Source organism: Gilliamella sp. Bif1-4, assembly GCF_001690535.1.
GTDB classification, from domain to species: Bacteria; Pseudomonadota; Gammaproteobacteria; order Enterobacterales; family Orbaceae; genus Gilliamella; species Gilliamella bombi.
On record NZ_LZHC01000010.1, the window covers coordinates 133389 to 149054 of the forward strand.

Consider the following 15666-nt stretch of genomic DNA (forward strand, 5'->3'; position numbering starts at 1 on the left):
TACAACTTTATGGCAACATTTCTAATGGTATAGGATAAACATTCTCACGAGGGTCGCTACCTTCAGCTAATGAAATCCAACGATCTACATCTGCATTACATTTTTGATAATAACGAATTTTACTATTTAAATTACGAATAAATTTTTCTTGTTCAAGCCCACTCATACTTTTCCATGTATCTTGATCAAGCCCCGTTACATCGCTCTTATAAGGGATATTATCTAAATATTCACCAAGTAAACCTAAATCTGCAATTTTTGTGACAGAATCTGATTTTAATTTACTTGGATCTTGCCCCATTGCGGCAGCAACAGAGCGAAGTTGCGAAAACATATCATCGGCAGAAATCAATCCATCATTAGCTGCATTTGCAATTTTGCTAACAACATCACTCAGATCACTCAGTTGTGATTTTGTTAATAATATACGTGGCTCTGCTGTTGGTATAGTTGGTTTGACAAAATCTTTATCGGCAATCCAAGCCTTAAAAACTGACGGTGCTTTAGTACCTTTTACATCCCCTAAATAAGCAAGTTGCATTGCCTTACTTAATAACAATGCATCTTTTAATATATCAGAGTTATCATCTTTTGCATTTAGAGCATTACCAACAGAAGCTTCACCTTTATATGCAAGTTTGACTTGTTCAGATAGTGCTTGCGCTAATAAATCTACTTTTTTACCAAATTCATTAACATCACCAGCATTAACTGGGTAATAAAGTGATTTATGAATGAAATCGTTATAAGTTAAGTCTGAATATTGTGCTGCCGCTACTTGGTGATCTTTTGCACCACTTGGCGTTTTTAAATGTAGTGCATAAATGGCAACTCCTTTATGCTGAGCTTCAAGCCTTAATTGCGCTGCATCCATGCCAGTACTAGAAAGCTTATCATCCCCCGGAATCGCACTAGCATCTGTTATTAAAATCATATAACGTGCGCCAAAACTATTCCAATTAATATCATTTAATGCTTGAGCAATGCCCGCATAAGAATCTTCCGCAAAATACGAGGTAGAAACAGAAGCTTGTTTAAGTGAAGCACTTAATTTTTTAAAGTCTTCTTTATCCTTAACTTTATTTGGGTCAGCAAAAATCTTGGTAACAAATTCGAGCTTATCCGATGCTTTTAAGCTTGAGCGGAATGATATCAATCCGAATTTAACCTGTTCTTGTAGCTTTTCTTTTTCAATATGCTGATAAACTCGCGTTACCGCTTCTTTAGTTCTTGAAATATAAGGATCCATAGAAATAGTTGAATCAATAACAAACACAATAGCGGCTTTAAAAGGTACTACTTGATTTGCACTATCATCAGCAGTTTGAGCAGTGTTTTGCTTTGGGTTATTTTTTATCAATGATTCTTGTTTACTTACTGATGCGACCTCTAGCACTCGCTCATAAAACCCTCGCCCATTCATTACTTCTTCACCTTGCAAAATAGGTAATAAATAGAAATTACTTTTAAAATCTACAAACTCTTTAGGTTCTTGAGCAAGCACTTCTGGAGCTGCTTTATTCGCTTTTAGAGCTTCACGAATAGGTTTTAATAAAGTTTCAGGTTTATCGGCATCAACAATCGCAGTCAATGCAGCCTTATCCTTGAAAAATAGCAAAGGATCACGATCAACTGGATTAGTAAAAACTAATGTCATTTGCATATTCCAAGCAATAGTACATGAATCATTAATCCAACCAATAGTTTTTCCATAAGAATCTGGTCCTACATTAAGCCATTGCTGATTATTCTGATTTTTGCGCTCATAAACATAATAACGTGAAAATGCAGGTAAAGATTTACCAGTAGGATCAGCAATATTACTTTTTAATTCGCATGTTGGCGTACTTAGTACACGCTGATATAGCGTTTTTTTACCTACCTGCTTAAGTGGCTCTGCGGCAAAACCAATTAATGGTAAACATGTTAAACCTATTGTGGAAATCAGTTTTGAGATAGCTAGTTTATTCATTCTTGCTCCTCACTATTTTTGTAGTTGGGTTAAACGATCTTTAACGAATGTATTCTTTGGATCGTTAGTCAAAGATGTTTCATACCAATAAATAGCCGTTTCTTTATCAGCTTTAAAACAATTATTCGCTTCATAAAATTTTTCGTCATACTCTTTTGCATATAACATAGCAATGTTAGCATTTGTTTGTGCTTGATTTGCATATAAACGCTGAGCTATATTACATTTTTCTGCTTTTTTAGCTTCAGTAATTATCTGAATAATTGCTTCCGTTTCAGGTTTGGTCTGTAAACATTGTTGAATAAATGTTAAATCATCAGTTGAAGTGTTGTTTAAACTACATTGTCCACTAATTTCCACTGTTGGGTTAGGTTGCAATTGATTTTTGAAAAATAAAAAATACCACGCCGTAAGACCTAGCCCGATTAGCATCATACATCCAACAACAATAGAAACAATTAGCCCTAGGTGGCTTTTCGATTTAACTGGTTCCACTGGTGTTATTTCAGATTTAGGTTCAGGGTCGGTTTCAATAGGTTCGACTAAAGTTTCTTTTTGAGGAGTAATAGTAGATTCTTCAATTAATGGCGTTCCATCTTCAACAATAGGATCATTAACTGGCTCAGGATGTTCTATAACTTGTTCTTCATTAGATAAAGTTGTTTGTGCGTTTAATGCTGTTGAGGCAAAAACAGTTTCTGCAATACTAACAACACCACCATCAACATAACTTTGATTTTGCTTATCACGAATTTGTATAAGAAATCGGAGCTGACTTTCTTGTGTCACCAAAGAGTCGACCAACCATTCACCGATATATCCCGTTAATTTTTCATTTTCAACTGACATATTTTCAAGAGTATGCCAATTTTTTTCGGGGTTCCATTGATTCAAACCAGATAAGTAATAGCCATCCTGATTGCGTTGTACAAGTATATCAATTTGAGAACTACCACTCCATTTTTGAGCTAAAAACTTCGCAATACCGGGTTTATAACTATCTAATTCAATTCTTAATGCCATGATATCCTCTATTTTTATACTCAAATACGCGAGTATTATTCATTCGTTCTATTGAATAGGGAAACATTTTCAACTCAAATAATAGTTCCCTATTACTCTGTTTTTTATTTAATTTTAATTAATCTGCGATTGTTTGAAAAAATTAAGAATTTCACCCAATCGGCTATTTTGTTCTTGACTAATTTCTCGCCCTGCATGGTGCCCCACATTTTCTTGCGCAAGCATTGCAAATGCAACAAACCAATCAAATATCGCATACTGAGAATAATTTTTAGTTTTATCGTCCAGTTTCGGTAATGAATGTGATGATTGGACATTCAATTCACTTAGCGGTGAAGAAAATATCGGTTTCCCCTGATTAACTTTACTCATTGGTATATCACTTCCCTGCCCTTGAATAAAACCAAGCCATGCAATAAAGTCGGCTAGTAAAGTGTGAATAGTACTAATTTGTCTAGATTCTAGATCATCACGCTTACTACCAGTATTTTCGTTATTCAAAATATGCTCGGTTAAACTTGCTTCAAGTTTCATTCGATTTGCTGCAGTAATAAGTTCTTCTACAATAAAAGAGAGTGATTTTTGATTGATACCAAAAAACTGCAAAATATGCTTATCTAATACGATATTCCTTAAATGCTCTAACCATGCCGAAAAAACAGTTTTGGCAAACTTTGATTCGGTTGGTAATGTGGCAACTTGTTTAGTTGTCAATGATGAATTCTCATCAGAAAATAACTCGAAATCAGCATTTAAACCAAAATCATTCGATAAATTATCTAACAAATTATCATTGCTATCTTGCTGTGTTTCATTTTCTATTGTGTTGGAATGATAAAGTGCTCTAATTGTTTGATCTGGCAATTCAAACACTTTAAGTAGTTCACCTAATAATAGCGCTTTACTTTGCAATTCTTTAACTGCATCAGCAATTACTTGCTTTTTCTTAACTAGCTCTTCATCACTATCCGCTTGATACCAAGTATCAAAACGCATATTAATAATGTAATCAATTTTCTCATTAAGTTGTTCAACAATACGTTGTTGTTTTACTTCCGTAATGGCAACTTGCTCCAAGTATTGGCTAATTCGGCCTATACCGCCATCATTAAGTTTTAACATGGCATCCCATGCTTCTTCTGGCTGGAACACATATTCTTTAATATCACTATTTTGCACAAATGTATTTTTTAATACATTCATTTTATTTTGATAATTTTCTCTATAATCAATCTCTTGGCTAGTGCTCGGTTCGACATTTAAAAATGGCACATCAAATCCTGGTTTTCGAACTAGAAAAATATTATTAAATTTGTGATTGTTTGACCAATTACTTAACCAATCATAACTACCAAAACGTTCTAAGATAGTTTGTTGTAACAAACCACCTTTGCCCCAGCTATTTTTTAAATTATCTTCAGATAGTGTTAATGATGTGCCAATGCGTTTATCAAACATGGTTATTGCCCATAATAATCCCGGCTTTTTAGTAGCTCTTTTTTCAGCTGTTTCACCTTGGGTTTTATCAATCCAGCGCTCAAGTACTGGACCTACATCATTAACATCAGATTGTTTATCTGATGGAGTACAAACAACTAGCACATTCATTTCTTGGCTGTCAGTATATTTTTCAAAAAGATAAGCAACTTTACCACGCAATAAAAGCTGAGCAATTGGATTACCTTCTTTAACATCAGAAATCGATATCAAGTTTAGACGGCCCCGATATCCAGGGAAATCAAGTAAATCTACATTTTCAAATGTCGGTACTCTGGTTTTATTGACTAATGGAAAAATTAATTCGGCAGTTAAAAAAGCCAATTGAGCTAAAGATATAGTTGTTGGTGAACCATTTAATGGCGTTACAGTGACAGATGAATCTTTGTCGGTATTTAGTCGCTCAAGAATATCAACATTCATAATACTGTCAATTTGTGACTTAGTACCGTTATTATCTTTGATTAAGACAGAAAGTGGCGCATATACCGTTTCAGCATGACTAAAACATGATAAGGTCGTCGCTAGTTGGGTATAGATTGTGGTGAGTTCAGAAATACCTCCCCATAAAACCGAAATCAGTTCACCACGATCAGATACAGGCAAATAAGGAAGAAGGTGCGTTGCTTTTTCCCAGTATCCCCCTTTCAAACCTTCAAGCGAGTTACCGAAGTTATCAGATAAATAATCATAAAGATCAACAATATCATCTTCAATAATACCACCAATATAGTTGGTTTGTTTTTTATTTTCTAAACGTTGAATCAACTGATTTAGCTGTGAAAACTCAATTTTATTGGATACTTTTTGTTGGTCAAAATCTTTAAAATAGGCATTTATTAAGATTTTTACAATTTCTATCTCTTTAAATAATTTTAATTCTAACGGATAGTTAGCTATACCACCTTTAGCAATACGGCTAAAACGAGTAACAAGACCTGTCGCTTCTTTACCACTACCTACAGGGTTTACATGATCAATAAAGTCTAAAACTTCGTTATCAACAACCGTTTCAAGCTTACCATTTTCACCCGCAGCTAGCGCTGAAATAAGGTACGATTTACCTGCCTGTGATAATCCAAAAAAACCAACTGCAACAGACTTAGTTGATACATCACCCAATCGTTTTGCACTATTACGTAAACGACGTAAATCTAAAATTAAATTATCTGCTTCACTATCTAAACGTTTAGATGAATGGCGTGTTTGATCTACCCACTCAATGGCCTTTGCTGATGCTTGATAGACCTGTTCCCAAGATTTAGGAAGTTGTTCATTTAAGTTTTTCATCGTTTTATCATTCCACTATCAAGCCAATATTGCGTACTTATTAAACCAGAGTTAACCATTGTATTTAAACTTAGTTTAATATCCTGATTTTTATTACAGGCTCGCCCATCAGAGGCTTTTACATCCTTAATATAAAAATTTTCGACCGTTTTTTGTTTGTTTTTTATGCCGAGAGTAACTTCTAATACGATGCCTTCAGCACTTAATCGCTTGGCCACTTCACTATTTTCAATTGTTAAAATATAAATAGGCGATGCTGGCCACCTTTCAACTTCGAGTTGCCTAAAACCAAGTCTTGTGGTGCCTCTAATTTCAAATGAGAGATCAGGGAAATCATAATCAGGATTATCTAAGTCAATATCTTGATAATAAACATTTTCTTTTTTAATCATATTAAGATTATCTAAAAGTCCAATGTATTTAACTGTTGAATATAAATCCATATTAGAAGATCTAAAATAGAAATTAGGTAATCGTAAATTTTTACTTAAAAAACAAAGCATAGCACCCACAGCAGCCGTTGTTTTAGGATCATCAATGCGTTCTTGTTTATGGAAAGGATACCAACCACCAGTATGATAACCATGTAAAGGCAAAATTCGCCCTGCAGGCATAGATAAGCGTGATCGGAAATAACTTTGAATTCCCGGTAATCGAGAAGGGCGACCAGTTAATAAAAGAACATCACACTGATAACAACTAATAATTTCGGATAATGCATCAAACGTTTTACAGATGTTGTAATAATCACCACGAATAAACAAATAATGTATACGTTTAAGGTTAATATCGATACTTAAATCAAGTACCGAAAACTCAGGGTTATTTAATGCGCGCCTAATAGGTTCATTTATAAAATTAAGCACATTGTCAGTCATAGTATTATGTTGTAATAATTCGCCAAAGGTAGAACGATAATCATGTTGCTCTGAATGTAATGGATCATAAAGTTCATACGCTTTTAATATTTGTAATCCAACCGGTGTAAATAGCTGTAAAGTGAGTTGTTGGCGCAATACCGCATCTTGGATAGATAGTTGTTGTGAACCAATAATAGTAGATAAAATTGGGTTTGGATCTGTAATTCCAGCTTGTTTTAGACCATTTGTTAAAGCGGTTAGAACGGTATCTTGAATGATATCAAGTAAAATATCATCCCCTGCAACCTTAAATCCATCACGAAAACGTTGCGTTGGTACAATATAAGCATTACTACTGTTGGTTTGACCACTTACACCATAATCTAATTGGTAATCGTTAATCACTAAATCTGTTGTGCCGCCACCAATATCAACTGTTGCAATAGTTAGTTTCTGTTTATTAGCTTTACCTGGACGTACCATTGAAGCAATAAATTCTTCACTGCGCCCATTATAATTATTTTGTGTCTCGTTAAAGAGGTAAACCACTTGCCCGCAAGTCGCCTCGTCCCATTGAATATACACTTCAGGGATATTTGGCCATACGCTTTTTAGTTGTTCTGGATTATTAAAATCAATATTTTTATCTGAACTATCCCAACCTAGGCTTTTCCAAACCAAACCTATTGCTTGATATACGCAATTTTTAAATATTGCTTGTTCTGGTTTTGGCATAGCTGGCGGAATAGTTAAAATAATAGATCTTAAATTACGTGGTGTTTTAGCATGCTCGAGTTTATTACGCTGAGCAACACTATTCATTTGCATTAATGCATGCATTAATACTTCACATAACATAAAAGTCATCAAAGAACTGCGTGAGTATTTTGGGTGGAAAACTGGCATTTTACGGTCATACTCTTCTTCAATATCATTACTTAAAATATGTAATGCTTCACCGTATTCATTAATTAAGCTTGAAAAAGGTTCAGCTGTAGCAAATGGTTCATGATCACTTTTTACATAATGAGAATTAAAACGCCAACCTTGCTCATATTTATCTTGATCCCATAAATAGCGTTTAGGGCTTGAAAGACCCGTTGCACCTTCATTACCCTCTCGCCGACTTGCAAGCCGACTTGCCTCTTGGCCTACACGGACAATACTTGGCCATCGGAATGTATCTCGTCGACCGCTTTGTAATGAAAAATGTTCTTTACCGAAAAAAGTTTGGGCAAATTCTACTCGGCTTTCAAACGGTTCATTGTAAATATGCTCTGGTTGGGTTAAGTCTCGAATTTCAAGCTCATAACGATGATTTAAACTATCTTTATCTTGGGCATGATCTTCAATTAAAATGCCACAAGTGCGTGAATTACCCACATCTAAAATCATATCAACAGGAATTGATTTAACAACATCATCTTTATTGTTTGACACAATTTTAATTGTTGGCAATTGCAAGGAGTCGGCAAGTAAGTGGATGATATTTAGGTAATGCGCATAATAAGATTTATTTTTAATCTCTTTATTAATATCATCTTTATGTATCTTTAAACGTTCAGGTTGTGGCGCGAGTTCTTGAAAGAGATCAATTAACCAACTGGTTATCCATTTGAGTTCTAAATACCATGAAACGTGATCTGAGCGATGTGCTAAACTAAATACTGCACCAGTCATCACATCGTTTTCGGTTGGCGCAAGATAAGCAACATCTTGTAAGTTAGCAAATACTTTTGTATCAAAAGCAAAAGTGATTCGATGTGTATTACCATCAGGATCTTCACCTTCAGGAATACTAACGATTCGAACTCGGCTCCAGTTATGTGGTCCTTTATCAAAACGATTTGAAGGTATTGAACGTAACATAGGAACTGGTAACCAAATGCCATCGTATAGTTTTAACGACTGTTCAACACTAATTTCCTGTGTTGGATTAACAGCAAATGTGGGATTATCGGGTGTAAAAAATTGACCACTTTCCACATTTTCAACCAACCTAATTAGCGCACCACTCTCAGAGGGATCAATAAAGCACCCATTAACTTTACTGCGCCATTCATTATCTTTCCAATCGATTTTAAGTGCAAAGTCAAGAAACTGAATACCACTATTCATAATAAGTGTCACTTCTTGACCATAATTGCGTAATTCTGGAAGCATATACAACCTTTATTGTTTTTTCATTGTTATTGGGAATGAAGTCCCATTATTATAAATTCCCTGACAATTAGCATTATTATTTTTGTCTGGTGTACATTGAATCTTTGGTAATTGATATTTGGTATTGTCACTACAAACAGCCTCAGTGTTACCCGTTATATCTAAATTGGCATTTTTAATGTTTGTACCCACATTACCTGTACATTTGACACCATCACTACGTGTTACAGTGACTTCGCCATTCCCATCATTAAAGTTATAACTTAATTGTAATGGTTTACCAGTGGCTTTATCTTGAATACCACCATTTACAGACCATTGACCATTTAAGAATTTTGTCGATCCTTGTTTAATTGCATCAGCTGGCATAGCTAAATGATTAGTTTGATCAACAGCTGAATTAGAATCTGATTTATTATCTTTATCCGATGGCGAAGATGCCTGCTCAGCGCTATCTTTATCTTGTTTATCTTGTTCGCTTTGATCATTTTGGACATTTGTATCATCTTTTTTATCAGGATCTAAAGGGGTAGATTTGTCATCTTTATCATCCGTTTTTGTTGCATCTTGCTCGCTTTTATTATCTTTGACACTAGGCTCTGGAATATTATTACTATCATTTCCATTGTCTGTAGGTAAAGAATGATCAACTGAATCACCAGCCACGTTGCTATTGGTAGGAATATTATTTGCATTATCTAAAATCGTACCATTTGGTATAGCATTATTAGTGACACTTAATCGATTATCAACAACAACGTCTTTTGGCTCTGGATCTTTTCTATCTTGTTTTTCATCTTTTTCTGGTTGGCTAATATTACTACTATCTAAAGATACATTTGGGCTAATCGATATTTGAGGTTTTAGCCAACAACCACGTAACAAAAACAATGCTAACAAAAGTAACAATAAAGGTAATAACCCTAACAACCATACCCACCAACGTTTCCACCATGGTCTATTATTAATTTGTGGAGTAACTACTTCTGTGATTGTTGGCGTTACTTTTTTTGCCGGCTCTAAACAATAGAATGGAGAATTTACTTGAGGCGTTTGTGGATAAACAAAACCCCAAAAAGTAATCACTGGTTTACCATTAACAATATAAACAAATTGATTACTAGGAAAGCGTATTGCCATCAAGTTAGGTTCTAGACTTTGTGAATTGTGTTTTGGATCATAAATAAGGCGGCTGAACAATAACTGATCGCCTTTAATATTTGGGTTACTAGCTAGTTGCTCACCTAGAGCCACAACTTTTCGCTCAAATTCCTTTAAAAGCTCAAGAGCTGATTCTTGTTCGGATTCACTAGCCGATGTCCAAGGAACTATATCATATTGCCCATCTGGTTGATTTGAATCAAAAGGAATATACCAATCAATAATATTACCTTGGTCGTTGCGTTGAGGAATAGCTAAATAATCGGCAAATTGTTTACCTAATTTAACTCTAAATGTTTCCCGAATTTGAGCTGCGACTAAATAAGCAGCTTTTCCATCATGCCCTAGCACTTTGAAATCTTTAATATCACCACTTCGAAGTAATGTATTTGCCATATATTTCTTTCCATTCCTCTATATTATTTTTATTTCTTATAATTTTTTTGCAGTTATGACAAGTTTAATAAAAAATGCCCTTATTGTAATTGATATCATTATGGGTGTTATGAATTTTAAGCACATTTTTTTATAGATTGTGTCATAAATAGCACCACTTATACAAATCACAAACAAATCAAATAATTATTTAATTTATAATATTTTTATTTATAATCACGATACAATTGATAAGCTCAATTTTATATTAAAACGCCTACTTACCTGAAAGTTTTTTACAAAATTATTTTAAAAACTCATCATCTGTTAATACTCGTAATGGTTGCATATCGCTTTCACCTTTTATAACTAAAGAAGGATCGGAGCGTAAGCAAGTCCCACCATAATGACCACCAACAGTAAAAGTACATAACTGTAGATAGCGATCTTCGACTTTCGGTAAGCACCATAGTTCTTGGTAAATATTTTCTTGTTTAGCAAATCGTCCTACTGTTTTATCAAGGATCTGTTCTTGATTATTCACTAATTGAATATCACTACCACGGCGTCCAGCTATTGGTTTTATTGCATAACCTTTTTTAATTAGGCTTTCATTAAGTTCAAACGTAGACTCTAATAGGTAACGATGATTAGGAAATAAAGACCATAATACGGGTAAAATAGCTTTATTACTTGGAATAACCGTCCACAGTGGTTCGAAAACGGAGACTTCCGGTCGCAAAAGCACATCGAGCAATCTGACTGAATTTTCAGGATGCCATGTACGAATTGGTAACCCTGCAATTTGTGCCTCGCTTTCTTCTCGAAGTTGCTCTAATACCGTTTCCCAAGCCCATGTCTTCCAAACACAAGTTACTTGGCGATCTTCATCATCAACAAGTCGACCACGTTTATCCCATCTTAGTCCAGTAAGTCCTCGTAAAATTTTGCTATTAAATCCAGCTTGAGTAAGTGCTGTTTGCATAAATAATGCATGGTAATTTTCTTCACTATCATTATCTTGCATAATATGAACAAAAGATTGAGCATCACTATGCTTCCAACAGTTAGCTAAAGAATTGAGTAAACCACTACTAGGATTGGTTCCTATATTCAGTCCAGCTTGAATAGCCCATTTTTGCAAAATATGACCTGCTTCAGTATGGCAAGAAGCAGAATCAGCATTATATTCATAGACTTTAAAGCCTCGTTCATCCATACAAAAATCTAACCGTCCAGTAATCATTTGGTAACGGCGCTGCTGCCATGAAAGTCTTAATCTTGGCCATAATATTTCTGGGATATTAAAATTAAGTAATAAATTATCGTCCTTTAATACTTTATCAGTGGCATGCAAATACATTAAATGTAATTCATTGGTTGCGCGAATAAGCTCTTGTTCGGCACTTTCAGAAATAGTGAAATAGCGATAGTGATCATCATGACTAATAGCATGACCTGTCGCTGAAACATACGAACTTTCTAATGGATCTGATTCATTTAACCAATTTTTATCAAATTGACCTTGGTTTTCAATATGCGCGCTATGGATTTCAAGTAACGGCTTAAGAATTTTAGATTGTGGTAAGCTATATTCAGTCTTGTCTGTTTGAATCATCCACCCTAAGATTTTTGTATCATCAAACGTGTCATGTAATTGGTAACCGTCACTGGTCACTGTCATTTTAAGTTCACGAGTCCATTGCTGCCCAATTGGTAAACGCTTATGTATGACATTTTGTTCAGCTATCCGTACTTTATCTTTAAATACTTCAGTAATGATAGCCACATGACCTGTACGGTCAAAAAAACCACCATCATCCCAAACAAGTAACGCACCAGCCTCGGGTTTTTTTTTGCTTCCGTTTGCAAAAGCTTGCAAAGGTAAAATCGCTTCGTTAACAACTTTCCTTAAAAAACGTAGTGAAAAAATTTCATGCGCCATACCAACATCTGTAAAAACAATACCATAGTTTAAAAATAAAAATCGCCTTGCAAATTCAACGCATTGCCATTTATATCCCATATATTCATAACCAGAATAGCTACGAAAAGATGCATCATTAGGGTATTGTTTTTGATCTAAAGTTTCATAATCAGATGAATAAATGGCAACGCCACCTGGCGCATACCCTAATAATGTACCAAAAGGTTCTTTATTATTGGACTTAGATGACATGTTATTTTAGCCTTATTAGTAAATAGCAAGATACGTTAATTACACTATGTTATAATTTTCTATCATAGATCAAAATATATACTTTAAAAAGCAATGTTTATTATTCGTTACTTGAAGAATAGTAAACTGCCTATATATAGTGTTTATTCTGGTAGTCGTAACGATACATCGAACCAAATAAACGAGAAAAATAAAATTATGCAAAAAACAAAATTAAATGAGTTATTAGAATTCCCATGCTCTTTTACCTATAAAGTAATGGGAGAAGCAAAACCAGAGCTTGTAGACAAAGTGGTATCAGTGATTCAACGCCATGCTCCTGGCGATTATACGCCATCAATCAAACCAAGTAGTAAAGGTAATTATCATTCTGTATCAATTACCATTAATGCAACGCATATCGATCAGGTCGAAAATCTTTATAAAGAATTAGGCGAAATCGATATTGTAAGAATGGTTTTATAGCGTTTTACTTTTGCTAAAAATTGAGCGTCTTATCGGTAGAGATAAGGCTTTCTCTTACACGGTAAAAAAATTAATAAAATCAACATTCTACCTGAATGGTTTTAGTAAAGATTCATCTTTATTACAACAAAAAAATTACTTAGGAAATATTATAGAATCAATGTATTTTATTACGATTTTCAAATTAGTATTGCATAAGCAGTGACATAAATTCATTCAAGATGATAAAACGCAAGATAGTATTAACTGCCTTGCGCTTTTAATAGAGAAGAAATTATCCTAAAATTTTCACTAGTTCTTTTGTTACTTCAGTTACAGCTTGCGTTCCATCAATACGGAAATATTGTGTCCGCCCTTCTTTGGCTTCATGCTGATAATAACTAATTAGTGGTTTAGTCAAATCGTGATATTCAACAAGGCGTTTACGAACGATTTCCTCGTTATCATCTTTGCGAATAGTAAGTGGTTCACCAGTCACATCATCAACATTTTCAACCTTTGGTGGATTATGGCGAATGTGATAAACACGACCTGAAGGAGCATGAATTCGACGCCCACTCATGCGATCAATAATCACTGCGTCTGGTACATCAAATTCAAGCACATAGTCAACATTTATGCCAGCTGTTTTCATTGCATCTGCTTGTGGAACCGTGCGAGGAAACCCATCTAGCAAAAAGCCATTAGCGCAATCGCTTTGTGTAATACGTTCTTTAACTAACGCAATAACGAGTTCATCGGTAACTAGTTTACCGGCATCCATTAACTCCTTAGCTTGTAAACCAAGTGGACTACCTGCTTTTACTGCTGCTCGCAGCATATCACCAGTTGAAATTTGAGGAATACTATATTTTTGCATAATAAATTGTGCTTGTGTTCCCTTTCCTGCTCCTGGTGCTCCTAATAAAATAATTCGCATAAAATAACCTCTTATGGCTTTAATATAAATAAAGCTTCTATTCTGGTAAATAATGAAATATCACCTGACTGCTGGATATTAAACCATCAGTTGGACAAATATAATTAACCGCTCCACAGCCTTTGATCATTTGAGCTTTTTGCAAACAAGTCGGGCAAATATACTGTTCAAGATAATGTTGCTTGCAATGAGGACAATTAAAATTCTGTGGCGAAACAACACTCATTTTATGATGACACTTTGGACAAAGGCCTTCTTTCCCAGAAACATTCATTAATTTTCCTGACATAAATTAATTTCGCCCTCTTACATGCTTCATTAATCGACGACGTTTACGTTGCTGTGATGCAGTTAAAGTATTTTTTCTACCTTCGAATGGGTTAGCCCCTTCTTTAAACTGAATTCGAATTGGTGACCCCATGATTTTTAGTGATCGTCTAAAATAGTTCATCAAATAACGTTTATAAGAATCTGGTAGATCTTCTACTTGGTTACCATGAATCACAACAATTGGTGGATTATAACCACCAGCATGCGCATATTTTAGTTTAACCCGTCGTCCTCGAACTAAAGGCGGCTGATGGTCATCTTGTGCCATTTGCATAATCTTGGTTAATAATGCGGTATTAACACGACGTGTTGCGCAATCATATGCTTCTTGGATCGAATCAAATAAGTTACCAACACCACTACCATGCAACGCAGAAATAAAGTGGACACGAGCAAAATCAATAAAATCCAATCTATCATCTAATGTCGTTTTAACTTGCTCTTTGATATCTAGTGATAAACCATCCCATTTATTAACGGCTATTACAAGTGAACGCCCACTATTAATAATAAAACCAAGTAATGATAAGTCTTGGTCGGATACACCCTCTCTGGCATCAATAACTAAAATAACTACATTAGCATCTTCAATTGCTTGTAACGTTTTAATAACTGAAAATTTTTCAACTGTTTCAGTAACTTTTCCACGCTTACGAACACCAGCCGTATCAATCAAGATATACTCACGTTCATCTCGATTCATTGGTATATAGATACTGTCTCGAGTTGTCCCTGGCATATCATATACCACGACTCGCTCTTCACCTAAAATTCGATTAGTTAGTGTTGACTTACCAACATTTGGTCGGCCAACAATAGCAACTTTGATAGGTTGATTGATTAATGATTCTGTTTCAGAAACAAAATCATCACATAATTCAGCTAGATCATCTAATTGTTGATTATCATCCGAGTTATTATCGAACTGGAAAATAGGATCTAATACAGTTTCAATTAATGAACTTACGCCACGACCATGACTAGCTGCAATTGGGTGAATTTCGCCCAATCCTAAACCATAAAAATCAGAAATTGCAGTATCGGCATCAATACCATCAATTTTATTGGCTACTAAAAAAGTAGCTTTATCGCGAGAACGGAGATGTTTTGCAATAGTATGATCGGCTGGCATTGTACCAGCTCTAGCATCAACTAAGAAAAGAACAATATCAGCTTCTTCTATTGCTTGCAGAGATTGCTCAGCCATAAAGCTTTCAACCCCATCTTCTGTTCCATCAATACCGCCAGTATCAATCAAGATATATTCATGGCCCTTGATCTCAGCTCTTCCATATTTACGATCACGAGTTAATCCAGGAAAGTCAGCCACTAAGGCATCTCGAGTTCGTGTTAACCGATTAAATAGAGTCGACTTTCCAACATTTGGACGACCAACAAGCGCTACAACAGGTACCATGTTTCTTCTCTAGAT

10 protein-coding genes are annotated in these 15666 nt (G+C 34.9%); 1 reads left to right on the top strand and 9 read right to left on the bottom strand.

Annotated features, from left to right (window positions below; translation table 11 throughout):
* Positions 1 to 7: 7 nt before the first annotated feature.
* The 6 genes from A9G25_RS01205 to gss all read right to left on the bottom strand — a co-directional run bounded on the left by A9G25_RS01205 (position 8) and on the right by gss (position 12520).
* Positions 8 to 1972 (bottom strand): vWA domain-containing protein, encoded by a 1965-nt coding sequence (locus tag A9G25_RS01205; RefSeq protein WP_065625391.1) that lies wholly within the window; start codon positions 1970 to 1972, stop codon positions 8 to 10.
* Positions 1973 to 1984: 12 nt separating this feature from the next.
* Positions 1985 to 2995 carry a hypothetical protein gene (locus A9G25_RS01210; protein ID WP_065625392.1) on the bottom strand — a complete coding sequence of 337 codons (1011 nt, stop codon included), beginning with the start codon at positions 2993 to 2995 and terminating at the stop codon, positions 1985 to 1987.
* A gap of 114 nt (positions 2996 to 3109) precedes the next feature.
* Entirely contained in the window at positions 3110 to 5782 is a 2673-nt protein-coding gene (locus A9G25_RS01215; protein ID WP_065625393.1) for a putative virulence factor, read from the bottom strand.
* The gene (locus A9G25_RS01220) at positions 5779 to 8805 is read right to left on the bottom strand and encodes a virulence factor SrfB (RefSeq protein ID WP_065625394.1); all 3027 of its coding nucleotides are present in this window, start codon (positions 8803 to 8805) and stop codon (positions 5779 to 5781) included. The genes A9G25_RS01215 and A9G25_RS01220 overlap by 4 nt, the downstream gene beginning before the upstream one ends.
* A 9-nt stretch (positions 8806 to 8814) precedes the next feature.
* Positions 8815 to 10362: an SrfA family protein gene (locus tag A9G25_RS01225; RefSeq protein WP_065625395.1), complete on the bottom strand. Its 1548-nt coding sequence runs from the start codon at positions 10360 to 10362 to the stop codon at positions 8815 to 8817.
* Between the two features lie 283 nt (positions 10363 to 10645).
* Entirely contained in the window at positions 10646 to 12520 is a 1875-nt protein-coding gene (gene gss, locus A9G25_RS01230; protein WP_065625396.1) for a bifunctional glutathionylspermidine amidase/synthase, read from the bottom strand.
* Between the two features lie 198 nt (positions 12521 to 12718).
* Between gss and ybeD the strand changes: the two genes are divergently transcribed.
* Positions 12719 to 12985, top strand: a complete 267-nt coding sequence (ybeD, locus tag A9G25_RS01235) for a DUF493 family protein YbeD (RefSeq protein WP_034913328.1) — start codon at positions 12719 to 12721, stop codon at positions 12983 to 12985.
* Between the two features lie 274 nt (positions 12986 to 13259).
* On the opposite strand, the gene adk is transcribed toward ybeD, so the two are convergent.
* From adk to der, 3 genes are read right to left on the bottom strand one after another with little or no spacing between them, the layout of a single operon-like run.
* A complete protein-coding gene (gene adk, locus A9G25_RS01240; RefSeq protein ID WP_065625397.1) occupies positions 13260 to 13904 on the bottom strand; it encodes an adenylate kinase in 645 nt (214 codons plus the stop codon).
* 37 nt (positions 13905 to 13941) lie between these two features.
* Positions 13942 to 14193, bottom strand: coding sequence for a YfgJ family double zinc ribbon protein (locus A9G25_RS01245; protein WP_081297094.1), 252 nt, complete (start codon positions 14191 to 14193; stop codon positions 13942 to 13944).
* Positions 14194 to 14196: 3 nt separating this feature from the next.
* Positions 14197 to 15651, bottom strand: coding sequence for a ribosome biogenesis GTPase Der (gene der, locus A9G25_RS01250; RefSeq protein ID WP_065625398.1), 1455 nt, complete (start codon positions 15649 to 15651; stop codon positions 14197 to 14199).
* Positions 15652 to 15666 lie beyond the last annotated feature (15 nt).